Origin of the sequence: Nonomuraea sp. NPDC050540 (assembly GCF_044457485.1) — a bacterium.
Lineage (GTDB): Bacteria > Actinomycetota > Actinomycetes > Streptosporangiales > Streptosporangiaceae > Nonomuraea.
Genome location: NZ_JBITHA010000003.1, coordinates 626108 through 643793 on the forward strand (window position 1 = coordinate 626108; position 17686 = coordinate 643793).

The 17686-nt window shown below is 68.9% G+C and carries 9 protein-coding genes; 5 read left to right on the plus strand and 4 right to left on the minus strand.

The window, feature by feature from the left end:
* The first annotated feature begins 207 nt into the window (after nt 1-207).
* Nucleotides 208-4707 carry a glutamate synthase large subunit gene (gltB, locus tag ACIBI5_RS13225; RefSeq protein WP_397246323.1) on the plus strand — a complete coding sequence of 1500 codons (4500 nt, stop codon included), beginning with the start codon at nt 208-210 and terminating at the stop codon, nt 4705-4707.
* Nucleotides 4708-4716: 9 nt separating this feature from the next.
* The gene (locus tag ACIBI5_RS13230; protein WP_397246326.1) at nt 4717-6168 is read left to right on the plus strand and encodes a glutamate synthase subunit beta; all 1452 of its coding nucleotides are present in this window, start codon (nt 4717-4719) and stop codon (nt 6166-6168) included.
* Nucleotides 6169-6230: 62 nt separating this feature from the next.
* Here the strand turns inward: ACIBI5_RS13230 and ACIBI5_RS13235 are convergent, their stop codons facing one another.
* A complete protein-coding gene (locus ACIBI5_RS13235) occupies nt 6231-7022 on the minus strand; it encodes a neutral zinc metallopeptidase (RefSeq protein WP_397246328.1) in 792 nt (263 codons plus the stop codon).
* 183 nt (nt 7023-7205) lie between these two features.
* On the opposite strand from ACIBI5_RS13235, the gene ACIBI5_RS13240 reads away from it, so the two are divergent.
* The 3 genes from ACIBI5_RS13240 to pyk all read left to right on the plus strand — a co-directional run bounded on the left by ACIBI5_RS13240 (nt 7206) and on the right by pyk (nt 10694).
* On the plus strand, nt 7206-8816 hold the full coding sequence (locus tag ACIBI5_RS13240; RefSeq protein WP_397246331.1) for a S8 family peptidase: 1611 nt from the start codon (nt 7206-7208) through the stop codon (nt 8814-8816).
* Nucleotides 8817-8831: 15 nt separating this feature from the next.
* Entirely contained in the window at nt 8832-9182 is a 351-nt protein-coding gene (locus ACIBI5_RS13245; RefSeq protein ID WP_397101731.1) for a DUF2784 domain-containing protein, read from the plus strand.
* A gap of 81 nt (nt 9183-9263) precedes the next feature.
* Nucleotides 9264-10694, plus strand: a complete 1431-nt coding sequence (gene pyk / locus ACIBI5_RS13250; protein ID WP_397246333.1) for a pyruvate kinase — start codon at nt 9264-9266, stop codon at nt 10692-10694.
* Nucleotides 10695-10759: 65 nt separating this feature from the next.
* On the opposite strand, the gene ACIBI5_RS13255 is transcribed toward pyk, so the two are convergent.
* The 3 genes from ACIBI5_RS13255 to ACIBI5_RS13265 all read right to left on the minus strand — a co-directional run bounded on the left by ACIBI5_RS13255 (nt 10760) and on the right by ACIBI5_RS13265 (nt 17667).
* Nucleotides 10760-11032 (minus strand): DapH/DapD/GlmU-related protein, encoded by a 273-nt coding sequence (locus tag ACIBI5_RS13255; RefSeq protein WP_397246789.1) that lies wholly within the window; start codon nt 11030-11032, stop codon nt 10760-10762.
* Nucleotides 11033-11088: 56 nt separating this feature from the next.
* Nucleotides 11089-11295 carry a hypothetical protein gene (locus ACIBI5_RS13260; protein ID WP_397246335.1) on the minus strand — a complete coding sequence of 69 codons (207 nt, stop codon included), beginning with the start codon at nt 11293-11295 and terminating at the stop codon, nt 11089-11091.
* Between the two features lie 138 nt (nt 11296-11433).
* Complete coding sequence (locus ACIBI5_RS13265; protein ID WP_397246338.1) at nt 11434-17667, minus strand: RHS repeat-associated core domain-containing protein; 6234 nt, start codon at nt 17665-17667, stop codon at nt 11434-11436.
* Nucleotides 17668-17686: the final 19 nt, after the last annotated feature.

The window sequence follows — 17686 nt, forward strand, 5'->3', positions numbered from 1 at the left end:
GCCCTCGCAGCTTATCGGTCCTGGAATTCCGGGGTTTGGGACACTGGTGTCCGTATACCGGAACAGGTGCGATGTTCGCGATGTGGACCTGGTGGGCACCATTCGGGCAACGTGTTGTAACCTCTAACGCACAACTGCAGCAGGGCCAACGTCGTCCCTCGCCTTTGAAGCACCAAGAGCAAGCGAAGAGACGACGGGAGGGATTCAATGCCTGCTGCCCACCTCGGGTTCCCCGAGCCCCAGGGCCTCTACCACCCCGCCAACGAGCATGACGCCTGCGGAGTGGCCATGGTGGCCGACGTCGCAGGGCGACGTGGTCACGGCATCGTGGAGAAGGCCTTGGAGGCGTTGCGCAACCTTGACCACCGGGGGGCCAAGGGTAGCGAGCCGGACACCGGCGACGGAGCCGGGATCCTGACGCAGATCCCCGATGCATTCCTGCGCGCGAACGTGCCGTTCGCGCTGCCCGCGGCGGGCGAGTACGCCGTGGGCACCGCCTTCCTGGCCAGCGACTCCGAGGCGCGCGAGATCGGCGTGCGCATGATCGAGGAGATCGCCGCCGAGGAGGGCCTGACCGTGCTCGGCTGGCGTGACGTGCCGGTCGACCGGGCTCTTCCCGGGCCGAGCGCCCGGGCCGTCATGCCGTTCTTCAAGCAGCTGTTCGTGGCCGGGCCCGATGGGGAGTCCGGGCTGGAGCTGGACCGGCTGGCGTACTGCCTGCGCAAGCGGGCCGAGCACGAGGTGGACGTCTACTTCCCCTCGCTGAGCGCGCGCACGATCGTCTACAAGGGCATGCTCACCCCGGACCAGGTCGAGCCGTTCTTCCCCGACCTGACCGACGAGCGCTTCGAGAGCGCGATCGCGCTGGTGCACTCGCGCTTCTCGACCAACACCTTCCCGAGCTGGCCGCTGGCCCACCCGTACCGGTACGTGGCGCACAACGGCGAGATCAACACGGTCAAGGGCAACCGCAACTGGATGCGGGCGCGCGAGGCGATGCTGGAGTCCGCGCACATCCCAGGCGATATTTCGCGACTTTTCCCCATCTGTGATCCGGACGGGTCCGACACCGCCTCCTTCGACGAGGCCCTGGAGCTTCTCCACATCGGCGGCCGCTCGCTCCCGCACGCGGTCCTCATGATGATCCCGGAGGCGTGGGAGAACCACACCGGGATGGACCCCGCCCGCCGCGCCTTCTACGAGTTCCACTCCTCGATGATGGAGGCCTGGGACGGCCCCGCCTCGATCACCTTCACCGACGGCACCCTGGCCGGAGCCGTCCTCGACCGCAACGGCCTGCGCCCCGGCCGGTTCTGGGTGACCGCCGACGGGCTCGTCGTGCTCGCCTCCGAGGCGGGCGTGCTGGACTTCAAGCCCGAGGAGGTCGTCCGCAAGGGCCGCCTGCAGCCGGGCCGGATGTTCCTCATCGACACCGCCCGCGGCAAGATCATCGAGGATGACGAGATCAAGGCGGAGCTCGCGGCGGCGCTGCCGTACGAGGAGTGGCTGCACGCCGGGCTCGTCCGCTTCGAGGAGCTGCGCGCCCGCCAGCGCGAGATCCCCACGCACGAGGCGCTGGTCAAGCGGCAGCAGACCTTCGGCTACACCGAGGAAGAGCTGCGGATCATCCTGTCGCCGATGGCCAGGAACGGCGCCGAGCCGATCGGGTCGATGGGCACCGACACGCCCGTGGCGGTCCTGAGCGAGAAGCCCCGGCTGCTGTTCGACTACTTCACGCAGCTGTTCGCGCAGGTCACCAACCCGCCGCTGGACGCCATCCGGGAAGAGGTCGTCACCTCGATGGCCAGCGTGCTCGGCCCCGAGGGCAACCTCCTCGACCCCGGCCCGACGAGCTGCCGCCAGCTCGTGCTGCCCTACCCGGTGATCGACAACGACGAGCTCGCGAAGATCATCCACATCAACGACGAGGGCGACCTGCCCGGCTTCCACCCGCACACCATCTCGGGCCTGTACCCGGTGGCGGGCGGCGGCGAGGCGCTGCTCAGGCGGCTGGAGGAGATCCGCGCCGAGGCCTCCCAGGCCATCGAGCAGGGCGCGCGCATCCTCGTGCTGTCCGACCGCGGCTCCTCGGCCGAGATGGCGCCGATCCCGTCGCTGATGCTGACCGGCGCGGTGCACCACCACCTCATCCAGGAGAAGACCCGCACCAAGATCGGCCTGGTGGTCGAGACCGGCGAGGCCCGCGAGTGCCACCACATGGCCCTGCTCGTGGGCTACGGCGCCGGCGTCATCAACCCCTACCTGGCCATCGAGACCGTCGAGGACCTGGTCGACACGGGCGTGCTGGCGCTCGACAAGCACAAGGCCGTGCGCAACCTGATCAAGGCGTACGGCAAGGGCGTCATCAAGGTCATGTCCAAGATGGGCGTGTCCACCGTCGCCTCCTACACCGGCGCGCAGATCTTCGAGGCGCTCGGCCTGGGCGGCGAGGTCGTCGACGCCTGCTTCACCGGGACCACCTCGCGGCTCGGCGGCGTCGGCTTCGCCGTACTGGCCGAAGAGGTCGCGCAGCGGCACAAGCGGGCCTACCCGCGCGCCGAGAACGCGCACCGGCGCCTGGAGGTCGGCGGCGAGTACCAGTGGCGGCGCGAGGGCGAGCCGCACCTGTTCAACCCCGAGACGGTCTTCAAGCTGCAGCACGCCACGCGCACGCGGCAGTACGAGATCTTCAAGGAGTACACGAACCTCGTCGACTCGCAGGCCGAGAAGCTGATGACGTTGCGGGGCCTGTTCAAGCTCAAGCCCGGCAACCCGATCCCGATCGAGGAGGTCGAGCCGGTCAGCGAGATCGTCAGGCGGTTCTCCACCGGCGCGATGTCCTACGGCTCCATCTCGCGTGAGGCCCACGAGACGCTCGCGATCGCGATGAACCAGCTCGGCGGCAAGTCCAACACCGGCGAGGGCGGGGAGGAGCCGGACCGGCTCTACGACATCTCCCGCCGCTCGGCGATCAAGCAGGTGGCCTCCGGCCGCTTCGGCGTGACCTCCGAGTACCTGGTCAACGCCGACGACCTGCAGATCAAGATGGCCCAGGGCGCCAAGCCCGGCGAGGGCGGCCAGCTGCCCGGCCACAAGGTCTACCCGTGGATCGCCAAGACCCGCCACTCCACCCCGGGCGTCGGCCTCATCTCGCCTCCGCCGCACCACGACATCTACTCCATCGAGGACCTGGCCCAGCTCATCCACGACCTGAAGAACGCCAACCCGGTCTCCCGGGTGCACGTGAAGCTGGTCGCGGAGGTCGGCGTCGGCACCGTCGCCGCGGGCGTGTCCAAGGCGCACGCCGACGTGGTGCTCATCTCCGGCCACGACGGCGGCACCGGCGCCTCGCCGCTCACCTCGCTGAAGCACGCGGGCGCGCCCTGGGAGCTCGGCCTCGCCGAGACCCAGCAGACGCTCCTGCTCAACGGCCTGCGCGACCGGATCGTGGTGCAGGTCGACGGCCAGCTCAAGACCGGCCGCGACGTGGTCATCGCCGCGCTGCTCGGCGCCGAGGAGTACGGCTTCGCCACCGCGCCGCTGGTCGTGTCCGGCTGCGTGATGATGCGGGTCTGCCACCTCGACACCTGCCCGGTGGGCGTCGCCACGCAGAACCCGGAGCTGCGCAAGCGCTTCACCGGCAAGCCCGAGTTCGTGGTCAACTTCTTCGAGTTCATCGCGCAGGAGATCCGCGAGTACCTGGCCGAGCTGGGCTTCCGCTCGCTCGACGAGGCGATCGGGCAGGTCGGCCTGCTCGACATCACGGCCGCCGAGGACCACTGGAAGGCCGGCGGCCTCGACCTCGCCCCGATCCTGCACCAGGTCGACGTGCCCGCGGGCGCCGACCGGCGCCGGACCAAGTCCCAGGACCACGGTCTGGAGCACGCGCTGGACAACACCCTCATCCAGCTGGCCGAGGGCGCCATCGAGTACGGCGAGCCGGTCAAGCTCGACCTGCCGATCCGCAACGTCAACCGGACCGTCGGCACCATGCTCGGCCACCACGTCACCAAGAAGTGGGGCGGCGACGGCCTGCCCGACGACACGATCGACGTGTCGTTCACCGGTTCGGCCGGGAACTCGTTCGGCGCGTTCATCCCGCGCGGCCTCACGCTGCGCCTGACCGGCGACGCCAACGACTACCTGGGCAAGGGCCTGTCGGGCGGGCGCATCACGGTCCGGCCGCACGACGCGGCGCCGCTGGACGGCCACATCATTTCCGGAAATGTCGCCCTTTACGGCGCTACTTCGGGTGAGGCGTTCATCCGGGGCGTCGTGGGCGAGCGGTTCTGCGTACGCAACTCCGGCGCCACCGCGGTCGTCGAAGGCGTCGGCGACCACGGCTGCGAGTACATGACCGGCGGCCGCGCCGTCATCCTCGGCCCCACCGGGCGCAACTTCGCGGCCGGCATGTCCGGCGGCATCGCGTACCTGCTCGACCTCGACCTGAACCGGGTCAACCGGGAGATGGTCGCGATCGAGGAGCCCACCGCCGACGACGTGGAGTTCCTGCGCGAGACGGTCGAGCGGCACTTCGCCGAGACCGGCTCGTCGGTGGCCGCCGCGCTGCTGGCCACCTGGGATCCGGGACGGTTCAGCAAGATCATGCCGACCGACTACAAGCGGGTCCTGCAGGCCGCGGAGGCCGCCCGCATCGAAGGCCGGGACATCGACGAGGCGGTCATGGCCGCCGCGGTTCAGGGATAGGGGGCACTCATGGCTGACCCGAAGGGTTTCCTCACGCACGACAGGGAGCTGCCCGAGCGCCGTCCCGTGGACGTGCGCATCCAGGACTGGAAGGAGGTCTACCACGACTTCCCCGCCGCCAAGCTGAAGCAGCAGGCCGCCCGCTGCATGGACTGCGGCATCCCGTTCTGCCACAACGGCTGCCCGCTGGGCAACCTCATCCCCGAATGGAACGACCTCGTCTACCGCGAGGACTTCCAGGAGGCGATCGAACGCCTGCACGCCACGAACAACTTCCCGGAGTTCACCGGCCGGCTGTGCCCCGCCCCGTGCGAGGCCGCCTGCGTGCTCGGCATCAACTCCGACCCCGTGGCGATCAAGCGGGTCGAGGTCGAGATCATCGACCGGGCCTTCGCCGAGGGCTGGGTCCGTCCCGAGCCCGCGGCGGTCAAGACCGGCCGGCGCGTGGCCGTGGTCGGCTCCGGCCCGGCCGGGCTGGCCGCCGCCCAGCAGCTCACCCGCGCCGGGCACGATGTCGTCGTGTTCGAGCGGGCCGACGCCATCGGCGGGCTGCTGCGTTACGGCATCCCCGAGTTCAAGATGGAGAAGCGCCACATCGACCGGCGCCTGGAGCAGATGCGGGCCGAGGGCACCGAGTTCCGCACCTCGGTCGACGCCGGCGTCGACATCACCGCCGCGCAGTTGCGCGCCGGGTTCGACGCCGTCGTCCTGGCCGGCGGCGCCACCCAGTGGCGTGACCTGCCCGTGGAGGGACGGGAGCTACGCGGCGTCCACCAGGCGATGGAGTACCTGCCCCCCGCCAACCGGGATCTCGCGAACTCCGAGATCAACGCCCGAGGCAAGCACGTCGTGGTCATCGGCGGCGGCGACACCGGCGCGGACTGCATCGGCACCGCCATCCGCCAGGGCGCCGCGTCGGTGACCCAGCTGGAGATCATGCCCCGCCCGCCCGCGTCCCGGGCGGGTTCGCAGCCGTGGCCGACGTTCCCGACGCTGTTCAAGATGGAGAGCGCCCACGAGGAACTGGCCGACGGCGGCGGCGACCGCGTCTACGCCGTCTCCACCCTGGGCTTCGCCGGCGACGCGGAGGGCAACGTCAGGGCGCTGCGGCTGGTCGAGGTCGAGGGCCCGCAGAACGGGTTCAAGCCGATTCCGGGCACCGAGCGGGAGATCCCCGCCGACCTCGTCACGCTGTCCATGGGCTTCACCGGGCCCGAGAAGAGCGTGCTGCTGGAAGAGCTGGGCGTCGCCTACGACAAGCGCGGGAACGTGGCCCGTGACGCCTCGTACATGACCTCGGTGGAGGGCGTGTTCTCGGCCGGGGACATCGGGCGGGGGCAGTCGCTCATCGTCTGGGCCATCGCCGAGGGCCGCGCGGCCGCCTCCCGGGTGGACGCGTTCCTGACGGGGGAGACGGCGCTGCCGTACCCGATCCTCCCGACGGCCCGCTCGCTCGTCTAACCCCTGCACGGTGTACGGCGGGGCGGCCCCGGCCGCCCCGCCCCGCCCGGCCGCTTCGGAGGTCAGGCGACCGTGGCCGGGGCGGCGGTCCAGGTGTTGCAGGCCGACGGGGTCTCGGCGGCGAAACCCTTGTTGAACCAGCGGGCCCGGTTGGCGCGGCTGCCGTGGTCGTTGGTCGTGCTGCCCTTCTCGCCGCCCAGTGACCACGCGATGGCGATCAGCGCGCCCCCCTCGGGGACCGAGCGCTTCTGGGCGTCCCACACGCTGCCGATGTAGACGCCGGCCAGGCAGTCGGCCTGCAGCTCGTAGCGCCGCTGGGCTTCCAGGACGTGGGCCTTGGAGGTGTACCTCTCCTGGGACGCCCCCTGCAGCACGCCGGTCAGCCGCTGGACGTGGTGACCGTACTCGTGCGCCATGACCAGCAGGAAGCCCACCTCGGGCGCGTACTCCCTGACCGGGCCCGGCAGGTAGACGCCGATGACGCCGGTGGGGTTGCAGTAGGCGCCGGGCATGATGTCGGCGGCCCTGCCCCGGCAGAACGGCGCCTTTCCGCTGGTCATGTAGGTGAACGCCGGCTTGGCCGAGGCCAGGCCGTTCGCCCGCAGGTGCTTGCCCCAGACGGCGTTCAGGCAGGCGTAGGTCGTGTTCAGGTACGCCCGCACCGCCGCGTGCCCGCGGTCGGCCGGGGCCGGGAGCCGGCAGGCGGAGGCCGGGAACTGGCCGGTCCTGTACAGGGCGTTGTGGGTGAGGCGGCGGTCCTTGATCGGGTACGAGCCGGCCATCGCCGGGCTCGGCGTGAGGCCGGCCAGGACCGCGGCGGTGAGCGCGGCGGCGGCGACGGCGGAGAATCTCATGCCGTTCACGGTGGCCGGAGCCTCTTGAAAGCCGGTTGCCGCTCACCTGAAAGCCACCGCATCTACCAATAGATAGCGAAATATCGTGATGAAGTTGACCGATTCGATGAGTGTCGGAAAGATGCGTTTTCTGGCTGGAACAAAGGGGGAGTAATGCGGCGGATCGCCTCAGTCTTGGCGGGGTTGGCCGTCGTCACCTCGCTCACCGCATGCGCCCCGGCCGCGCAGCGCGCCAGTGTCTCCCAGGCGAGCGCGGACTTCCTGGTCTTCTACGCCGACGGCAAGCGGGGCGAAGCGCTCGGCGCGATCGGGCGGGCGGGCGGCTCCGCCGTACGGACTGAGGAACGGCTTGGATACGTGCTGGCCAGAGGCGCGGGGGAGCGGTTCGCCGCCGCTCTCGACGACGACCCGGCCGTCGTGGGCGTCTCCGCCGACCGCCAGATCGGGTACGCCTCGGCCAGCCCCGCGCACCCCGGTACGGCCAGCGCCGTCCCGGACGCCTCGGCCCGCGAAGGCGCGGTCAAGGGCCGCGAGCCGCTGGCCTCACGGCAGTGGGACATGCGGATGATCGGCGCGGACAGGGCCAACGCCACCATGCCCGGCAGCAAGAAGGTGCTGGTAGGCGTCATCGACACCGGCATCGACGGCAACCACCCCGACATCGCCCCGAACTTCGAGCGCGCCCTGTCGCGCAACTTCGTCACCGACCGCCCCAGCGACAAGCACGGCGAAACGCTCGACGGCCCCTGCGAGGTCGCGAGCTGCAAGGACCCGGTCGACCGCGACGACGACGGCCACGGCACCCACGTGGCCGGCACGATCGCCTCCCCGCTGAACGGCGTCGGCGTCGCCGGCGTCGCCCCCGGCGTGCGGCTGGTCAACATCCGCGCCGGCCAGGACTCCGGCTTCTTCTTCCTCAAGCCCAGCCTCGACGCCCTCACCTACGCCGCCGACATCGGCGTCGACGTGGTCAACATGAGCTACTACGTGGACCCGTGGCTGTTCAACTGCACCGCCAACAAGGACGACAGCGCCCGCGAGCGGTCCGAGCAGCGGGCCGTCATCACCGGCATGCAGCGCGCCCTCGACTACGCCAGGGGCAAGGGCGTCACGCTCATCTCCGCCCTCGGCAACGGCGCCACCGACCTGGGCAGGCCGAAGGTGGACAAGGACAGCCCCGGCTACCCGCGCGGCGACGAGCGCGTGCGCCGCGTCGACAACTCCTGCCTGAACGTGCCGGCCGAGTCGAAGGGCGTCATCTCGATCTCGGCGGTCGGCCCGTCCGGCCGCAAGGCGATCTACAGCGACTACGGCGTCGAGCAGACCGACCTGGCCGCGCCCGGCGGCGACGCGCTCGACGGCAAGGGCGCCTCGCCCACCCGCTCCATCCTCGCCGCCGCGCCCGAGTCCGCCCTGCGGGCCGGCAACAAGATCGACAAGAACGGCAAGCCGAAGACGAACGAAGTGGTCCGCGACTGCGCCAAGGGCACGTGCGCGTACTACCAGTACATGGACGGCACCTCCATGGCCGCCCCGCACGCCACCGGTGTCGCCGCCCTGCTGATCAGCCGCTTCGGCAAGCCCGGCAAGGGCGGCCTCACGCTGTCCCCGGCGACGGTGGAGAAGCTGCTCTACAAGAGCGCCACGCCCAAGGCCTGCCCGGCGCCGCGCGCGTACGTCTACGAGGTGTACGGCGAGGAGGACACGCACACCTGCGAAGGCGGCACCGCCAGGAACGGCTTCTACGGCCGCGGCATCGTCAACGCCCTGAACGCCACCACCGTCAAGCGCTGAATGTAGGGTCGGGGCATGGGGTACCGCCTCATCGCAGAAGCCGCGATGCTGGTGCACTTCGCCTTCCTCGTCTACATGGCCGTCGGCGGGTTCCTGGCCTGGCGCTGGCCGCGTACCATCTGGATCCACCTGGGCGTGGTCGCCTGGGGTGTACTGTCGGTGACGACAGGTGTGGAGTGCCCGCTGACCCTGGTCGAGGACTGGGGCCGTGAGCGGGCCGGGCAGGCGGGGCTGCCGGACTCCGGGTTCATCGACCACTACATCGAGGGCGTGATCTACCCGGAGGAATACACACTCTTGGCACGCTGGGGTGTGGCCGTTCTCGTGCTGTTCTCCTATATCGGCTACGTTCTCCGACGTCGATGACGGGGTCCTCACAGTGATGGCAGCGACCGAGGATGCTCGCTTCGCTCCATCAAGTGGTCTGTACCAATTAAGGTGGGACTCGTGACTCGTCGCGCGAAAATCGTCTGCACACTTGGCCCCGCCACATCCTCCCCCGAACGACTGCGCGAGCTGATCGCCGCCGGGATGGATGTCGCCCGCTTCAACCTCTCGCATGGCAACCATGAGATGCACAAAGAGGTATTCGACCGGGTGAGGGAGGTGGCGGCCGACCTCGGCCGCGGCGTAGGCGTGCTCGCCGACCTGCAGGGCCCCAAGATCCGCGTGGGAACCTTCGAGGAGGGCCCGGTCCGGCTCGGGTTCGGCGACGTCTTCACCGTCACCACCGAGGACGTGCCCGGCGACCGCGAGCAGGTCTCCACCACCTACAAGGGCCTGCCCGGCGACGTGCGCTCCGGCGACACGATCCTGGTCGACGACGGCCGCCTGGTGCTGGAGGTGACCCGCGTCGACGGCCAGCGCGTGACCACCCGCGTCGTCATCGGCGGGATGATCTCCGACAACAAGGGCCTCAACCTGCCCGGCGTCAACGTCAGCGCCCCCGCCCTCACCGACAAGGACGAGGCCGACCTGCGCTGGGCGCTGCGCACCGGCTTCGACATGATCGCGCTGTCGTTCGTGCGCCGTCCTTCGGACGCCGACGTGGTCCGCAACATCATGGAGCAGGAGGCGGTACGGCTGCCGCTGCTCGCCAAGATCGAGAAGCCCCAGGCCGTCGAACGCCTCCCCGAGATCGTCGAGGCCTTCGACGGCATCATGGTGGCCCGCGGCGACCTGGGCGTCGAGCTCCCGCTCGAAGAGGTGCCGATCGTCCAGCGGCGCATCATCGAGCTGTGCCGCGAGAAGGCCAGGCCGGTCATCGTCGCCACCCAGATGCTCGACTCGATGATGAACGCCCCGCGCCCCACCAGGGCCGAGACCTCCGACGTGGCCTACGCCGTCATGGACGGCGCCGACGCCGTCATGCTGTCCGGCGAGACCTCCGTCGGCAACTACCCCATCGAGTCCGTCTCCACGATGGACCGCATCGCCTGCGCCGCCGAGAAGGCCTCCCTGACGGCCACGCACAGCCTCGACCGGCTGCCGGAGACCACCGGCGGCGCCATCGCCCGCGCCGCCGCCGAGGTCGGCGCCATCGTGGGCGCCAAGGCGCTGGTGGCCTTCACGATGTCCGGCGAGACGGCGCGCCGCCTGGCCCGCTACCGCTCGCCGATCCCGCTGCTGGCCTTCACCTCGGCGCCGCACGTACGGGGCCAGCTGTCGCTGACGTGGGGTGTGGAGACCTTCCACGTGCCGTTCGTCCACCACACCGACGACATGGTCCGCCAGGTGGAGGCGTCGCTGCTGTCGCTGGGCCGGCTGGAGAAGGGCGACAAGGTCGTCATCGTGGCCGGTTCCCCTCCCGGCACCCCGGGCTCCACGAACGCGCTGCGCGTGCACACCATCGGCTCCGCCGTGTCGCACGCCCACTAGCTCTCTCCGCCGAAACCCCGCGAGCGCCGCCTACCCGGTCTCGCGGGGTTTCCTGCCGTCCGGGCTCAGTTGGCGTGCAGGGTGGCGTTCAGTTCGATGCGCCGACCGGTGCGGGCGACCGCCTCGACCGCGCCCGACTGGGAGTTGCGGCGGAACAGCAGGCCGCTGGAACCCGACAGTTCCTTGCCCTTGACCACGCGGCCGTCCGGCAGCGCGATCTTGGTGCCGGACGTGACGTACAGGCCCGCCTCGACCACGCAGTCGTCGCCCAGCGAGATCCCCACACCGGCGTTGGCGCCCAGCAGGCACCGCTCGCCGATCGCCAGTGGGAGGCGCAGCTAGAAAGCAAGCGTTCATTTCAGGTGTGCACGGGCGCAGCGCAACCAGGAAGGCACTACTGGTGGCGCTCGTTCTTGCGAGCCTTGTGCAGACTCACCACATAGCCCGTCCTGATCCAGATCGCCACGGTGACCGCGCCTGCGGCCCCGCCCGCCAGACCCCAGGGAAGCGGGTCCTCACCGGTGGCCAGCGCTATGACCATCCAGGCCGAGAAGAACGCGACGCCGAACCCGGGTGCGAACCACAGCGGATGCCGGATCATCCCGCGGAGCATTCTTCGCCGTATGCTCGCCAGCACACCGACCGCCGCCGAAAGGGTGATGAGTGTTTTCTCCAGCACAGTCGTTCTCTCCAGGGGAGGGGTGCGGTCCGGTGAACCGCACCCCTTCAAGGACGTTGATCAGGACGGATCGAAACCGAGCCCGGCTTTATAGTAGAAGAGCATGGAGGGCCATCCGCCGGTGCTCTTGCCGCATGGACCGGTCATGCACTGGTAGTCGATGATCGCCTGCTGTATCTCCTTCGCGGGTATTGACATTCCGCCGCTGGCCTTGGGCGGGTTGAGTTTGTTCATCAACCCCTGGAGGAAGTTGATCAGTGGTTGGATTTTTCCGATCACGCTCGGCGAGAGGTGCTTGTATATCAGGTTGAGAATTTTCGGGATGAAGATGCCGGCCACGGCGATCGACCCTGCGGCCGACTTCACGAAGTTGGCCCAGAAGACCACCATGAGATCGGCATTGCAGTTCTTTTCGCAGGTCAGCAACTGCTTGGCGACGCCGACGACGCCGCCGACGAATCCCTTGCAGGCTACGAAGAGCACACCTGTGCCCACGCAGGCCAGCCCGATCGCTTGTTCCAATGCGAAGAAGCCGATCTGGCACAGCCAGGGGCAGCCCGCCTTGCCGTCGAGATCGTTGCAGTTGACCGGATCGCCGAAGCAGTACTCGTAGGCGTTGGCGGATCCGCCGATGATCGGGTCCATCTGGAGAAATCGGCCGGTCGCCGGATTGTAGAGCCGGGCACCCATGAGAATGATCCCCGCGAGGGCGTCACCCGATCGCTGGTGGGCCCCCAGCCATCCGTAGCGGGACGGGTTCGGGGCGGCGAGGTCACGGGGCGCGCCGTACTCAGTCTGCTCGAAGTAGGCGTCGACTCCGCTGCCAGTCGCTGCGGCGTCGACAGTAGCGACGACGTCACCGTGCAGGTTGGCGAGTTGGAGCGTCACCTTCCCGTCGCTGCTCTGAATCGCACCCAGCCCGATGAACCCGGCGACGTTGCGGGTCCAGCCACCGCTGGCCTCGGAGATCCAGGCAGGGCTGTCGCCGCTGCCCGCGTAGTGGTTGATGAGCGTGCCTGGGCGCGGACCGCCGACGCTGGTCATCGCGCGGATGCGGCCAAGGGGGTCGATGGAGAACGTACGGGTCTGCGTGTCCTGAGTCAGGGATGCGACCATGTCGTCGGCGTGGTAGCCGATCTTCAGGTCGGTGCCGCCTTCGACGTCGGCGGCCGGAATCTGCGTGGTCCTGCCGAGATTGTCGAAGACATGGCCGCCGTTGGAGCGGTCGGCCTGGTCGTAGGAGCTGTTGCGGACTTGAGGCGTGGTTGTCGTCGAGCAGGTGCCGTTCGACTCGCCGGGGTAGGTCTTGAGCGAGGTGCGGTTGGTGTTGTCGTCGAACTGATACTGCCGCGTCGTGCATCGGCCTGCTGCCTGATCCTGAACGCTGGTCAAGCGCCCGGCCAGGTCGTATCCATAGCTCTGGCTACCGGCAGGGGACACGTCCTTGACGGTGTTGCCGATCGTGTCCACCGATTGAGAGAAGCCGAGCCAGGTCGCTCCAGCCTTGCCGTAGGACATTCCTGTCGCCTGACCGGCGTTGTCGTGCCTGAGGGTCGCGGTCAGTCCCCCGGGATAGGTCTGCTGCGTGAGCCGGCCGTCGGCGTCGTAACTGGCGGTGAACGTCCCCACCCCAGTGGATTCGATCTTGGTGGGCAGGCCGCGGGACTCGGCTTGTCCGTCGCTCGCGGTGCCGTAGGTGTAGGTGGTCGTGCCCTTCCCGTCACTAATCGTCGAGGTCTGGCCGTCGATCGTGTAAGTGAGCGTCGAGGTGTTGCCGTCGGCGTCTACCGAGGTGGACACGCGGCCGAACGTGTCGTACGTGGTCGTGACCTTGGCGGCCGGAGTGCTGACCTCCGTCTGCAGACCGGTTTGCGGTTCGTAGACGACAGTGCTCTCGGGTACGGATGTGCCCCCGTCGGCCTCCGGTATGACCGTGATCTTGGTGGTCTTAGGCCGCCCCGCCTGATCGAACCCGACGGTCTTCGTGCGCGTCGTGGGTCCACTCACCTGCGTGACCACGGCACTCTGACCGTAGTAGGCGTACGCGGTCGTCGTGACCGGAAGCGGCGCTCCGGTCGGCTGGCTGCCCGGCCCGGACCGGCATACCATGCCTGCCCAGGCCGCCTTGTCGCCGCACGCGGGCACTGATGGATGCGTTCCGGCGGTGTAGTAGCTGGTAACCGTCGTGCCCGCGTCCGCTCCTGCGGATTTCGGAAGCCGGCGCTCGATCTCGCGGCCCGCGGCGTTGTAGCGCACCTTCTTCGTGAGGCTGGACTGCTCGTTGACCAGCACGGACTCCGTGGTGGCCAGCCGCAGATCCCAGCCCGACGTGTCACCAGACTGGACGGGGTCATATCCGCGCTTGGCGATGCGGACGTCACTCGCAGAGGGGGACGCTCCGTCGTCCACGACGGCGGGTTCGGCGCGCAGGGTGGTGAGAAGTCCGTACTCCTTGCCGCTGTCCGGCTTCCCTTCGTCGTAGACATTGCTGGTTCGCTGCCTGGCCGAGACGACCGTTCCGGCCGCGAGGGTCACGGGGTGCGTCGGCCCCTCGGAGGTGAGCAGGGCGCTGCGCGCGTTGTAGGTGTTGACGGTCGCGAGCAGGTGCGCTCGCTGCGCGGAGTCCGCCCGCGCGGCCACGTACGGATCCGTCTGCGGACCTGGAGTCAGCGCCTGAGCACGGTTGGCCGCCGACAACTTCCAGACCACGTTGCCCCGGTCGTCGTACCGGGTCGCAGCGACCTGCCATCCGCCCGCGCCGTAGGCGGCATGGTCGACCGCGCGGCCGTTGACGTCGGTGTAGAAGATCTGGGCTCGCGCCCAGTCACCCGAACCCGGCGCGTACGCACCGTTGGGGACACGCGGAGGTGTGTGCGAGGCAGGGAAGATCGCGGTACCCGTCACAGGAAGGCCGGACGCCTGACCCCATGTCGCGGTCTTGGCGAGCGTGAGATCCACGGGTGCGCCTGCGCCCCCGATCGGCACGTCATAGGCCACCGCCCATGTGGGATCGGTCGCTCCGTTCTCCCGCGCGACGTGGGCCAGACGCCCGCGAGCGTCGTAGTCGATCCGCCACGGCGCGAGGCCGACCGGCGTGATCTGAGAGATCCGGCCCTCGGCAGAGTAGGCGTATACGGTCGAGATCGTCGATCGCGGGTCGGTGACCTGACGCAGCCGGCCGGTGGAGTCATACTGGTACGTGGTGAGGACGGTTGTCTTCATCGCGTTCGACCCAGGATCGAACGCGGTGAATGACACGCTCTTTACCTGGTCCTTGAAGTCTCCCCAGCCAGAGTCCACGCCGGTGGCGGTCGTCGCCGCGGCGTACGAGAGCTCCAGCGCGCGGCAGCCAGGAGCCAGGACGCTCCCACATGTGACGCCGGCCGTCACAGGTGCGAGCACCCGGGTTACTCGGCCTTGGGTGTCACGGTAGTAAGTGATGGCCGATTCGGCGGCGGTCGTCCCAGTACGCGCGACAACCCACTTGTTGTTCGCCTTGGTGTAGGTGGTCTTGCTGCCGGTGGACTCAGTTATCGTGAGCTCTTCGCTCGTGGCGGCAATTCTCGATCCGTTGGCGGCGTCTCCCACCCCAACAAAGCTGGTGCCGTCCTTGACGTACGACAAAGTCGAGCCGTCGGCGCCCACGAGCTGCAGTGAGCCGTTCTCGCCGGCGCTCGTCGGAGAGAACTCTTCTATGCCGGAGGCGACCGTGGGAAAGCCCGCACGCCAGCCCGGCCCGAACACCTTGTTTTCGGCGAGTTGTTCGTCGGCACGGTCGGCTGCGGGGTTGAGCGTGGTCGCGGTCCTGCTCACGGCGATGCCGAACAGGCTCGCGTCCGTGCTGCTCAGCGCGAAATCTCCGGATTGGAGGGCAACCTTGCCAGGACCGACGTCGGCGATGGCATAGGAGCCGCCGAAGGCGGAACGATCAAGGATCACGTCGATCGGCTTGCTGCACGCCTCGGCTTCCCCGCCGCCGGAAAGACAGGCGCGCAGCTCGATCGTCCCATCGGGGATCGAGGCCGCTTGCAGGGTCTTGGCCACATCCCAGGACAGCTCGGGGAAGTCCTTGGCGGTGTCGGTGCGCGTCTGGGGCCAGGCAGGGACGGGTTGCCCGCTGCCAGGGACAGTGACATCGGCGGGGGGAACCGGGGTGAAAGCCGTGCTGCCCGCGCGGCCCGTCCCCCTGTACTCATAGCGGATGCCGGTCCGTCCGGACGGGGCGGCGCCGACCAGCGAGGTGGCGCGTTGTGTGCGGGAGTTGTGCTTGGGGCTGACGAGCCCGCCAGGACCGATGCCGAAGTTGAACGAAGCGACGGCGGAGGTGTTGTGCGCGTTGTCGCGCGTCTTCACGTAGAGAGTGTGCCAGCCGTCGTCGAGCGGAGGGATCGCCAACTGCTGCGAATCGTTGACCTCCGAATCGATCCGGGACAGCTTGTTCACGTGGTACGCGTACGGATCATCGATGGTCCACAGATAGGCGTTGTTGCCCTTGAGACCGCTGATCGAGCAGGACTGTGATTGCTGCTCGCCGTTGACTCGGGGATACCACGTATCCGGCCGAACCTCGCAGGTGATCGTAGGTGCTGCAGGAGCGGAGGCATCGATGGCGGTCTTCTGCCAGACCGACCAGGCCGAGTAGCTCGTGCCGTCGAAGGCCCGAGCCCGCCAGCGGAACTTCTGCCCGTCGAGAAGTCTCCCGGCCGGGACTGAGACCTTCGCTTCGGTGCCCGAGGCAACGCCGTCCACGCTGCCCGTCCAAAGCTGGCCGGTGCCCTGGTTGGCGTCGGGGTCGCGCTCGATCTCGTACTCGGCGCGGAGTACGCCCCCGTCAGGGTCCTTCACGTCGGCCACGAGCGTGGGTGTGGTGGTACTGGTGTAGACGACGCCGTCGAGACCCGTTGTCACCGGAGCCACACGCAGCTTTCCAGTGGCCGGGGTCGAGCCGAAGGTGACGATCAATTTGGGCGGGACGCCGCCGGTCGCGGCGTCTTCTGAGGCGTCGAAGCCGCGATCGTACTGATTGGTGAAGGGTGTCGGGCTCTCCGTCACCAGGCGCAGCATCACGCCGTGCGCCCCGGCGCCGCTCGCCCACGAGCGGGCGATGTCGGTGATGTTCCACGTCCACGCGCCGTGCGGGATGCTGCCGTTCCCCGTGCACGCGCCGGGTTCACGCGCCAGCTGCTCGCCATCGGTGGTGGTGGCCACGTTGAAGTTGGGGAAGCGGTCGCTCCATGCGGCCGTGATGCGCTGTGCTTTGACCGTCTGGCCGGTGACGCATCCCCAGCCGCCATTGCTCTGCAGGTCGAGCCGGGCGTCGGTGACCGCCTGTCCGGCGAGGGTGCTGGTGTCGAACCGAAGCAGAGCGCGCTGGAAAGTCCGGGTGTTCCCGCTGTCGCTGGTGCCCACCTGGATGCTCTGGTTGAACCCGCCGTCGGAGAACGCCGTCACATCCGTGAGCACCGGGATGGTGGTGGCGGGGTCGACGGTCACCGGGTAGGTGGTGTCGGGATCGGCTAAGAACTTCGCATCGGGTTTGAGGACCAGTGCCTGGTCGTCGCCGCCGGTGACGACCGTGGTCTCGATGGTGCCGGTTTCCGTGGCAGGCGAGTCGTACATGACGGGCTCTGGAGCTGAGGCGACGATCCGGCCCTTCGCATCGCTGAGGTTGAGTTCGCCCCGCCTGGTCTTGGCAAGCGTGAGGCCCTCGGTGCGGATCGGAATTCTGTACTCGACCGGGCCGGACGGACGCTGGCGTAAGACCACGTCGTGTCGGAACCCGGCGGGTAAGGCGGTTAAGACCAAGTCCGCACCCGGACCGGCGGCGTCGGGATAAGTGGCCGTGTTGCCCTCCACCTTCGGCTGCGGCAGGGCGGCCGGCCAGCCAAGGGCGTAACTCTGCTTGCCCGACGGCGCGAGCTTTGCCAGCGGCCTGCTTTCGCCACCAGCGGAGAACTCCACGCCGCCCAGCGCTGCCTTCGGCCTGAGCACGCCGCCGGCCTCTACCAGCGTGGTGTCGATCGGAGCCCAGGAGTCGCCCTCCTTGACCCGGACCGGACCGCTGGACGCTTCAAGTGTCAGAGTGCCGTCCGGGTTGGCGTAGGTCAGCGAGGTCTCGGTCGTTTCTCCGCTGACCAGCACGCGGGTCCCCTGCAGGCGTGCAGACAGCGCTGCTGAGACGCGATCGGGTCGTTCAGCCAGCGGCTTTGCTTGGGCAGCCTGGCGGGGCTGGGCGGGTTGAGGGGTGGGGACAGCTAGAGCGGCTTCGGACGTGGATACCACCAGCGTGCCCATGATCAGCGTGGCTGTCGCG

What these genes read in the sequence shown, in the direction of transcription:
- ACIBI5_RS13235 (WP_397246328.1), bottom strand. Translation starts at nt 7,022, where the DNA reads ATGAGATTCTCCGCCGTCGCCGCCGCCGCGCTCACCGCCGCGGTCCTG.
- ACIBI5_RS13260 (WP_397246335.1), bottom strand. Translation starts at nt 11,295, where the DNA reads ATGATCCGGCATCCGCTGTGGTTCGCACCCGGGTTCGGCGTCGCGTTC.
- ACIBI5_RS13265 (WP_397246338.1), bottom strand. Translation starts at nt 17,667, where the DNA reads ATGGGCACGCTGGTGGTATCCACGTCCGAAGCCGCTCTAGCTGTCCCC.
- ACIBI5_RS13245 (WP_397101731.1), top strand. Translation starts at nt 8,832, where the DNA reads ATGGGGTACCGCCTCATCGCAGAAGCCGCGATGCTGGTGCACTTCGCC.
- gltB (WP_397246323.1), top strand. Translation starts at nt 208, where the DNA reads ATGCCTGCTGCCCACCTCGGGTTCCCCGAGCCCCAGGGCCTCTACCAC.
- ACIBI5_RS13230 (WP_397246326.1), top strand. Translation starts at nt 4,717, where the DNA reads ATGGCTGACCCGAAGGGTTTCCTCACGCACGACAGGGAGCTGCCCGAG.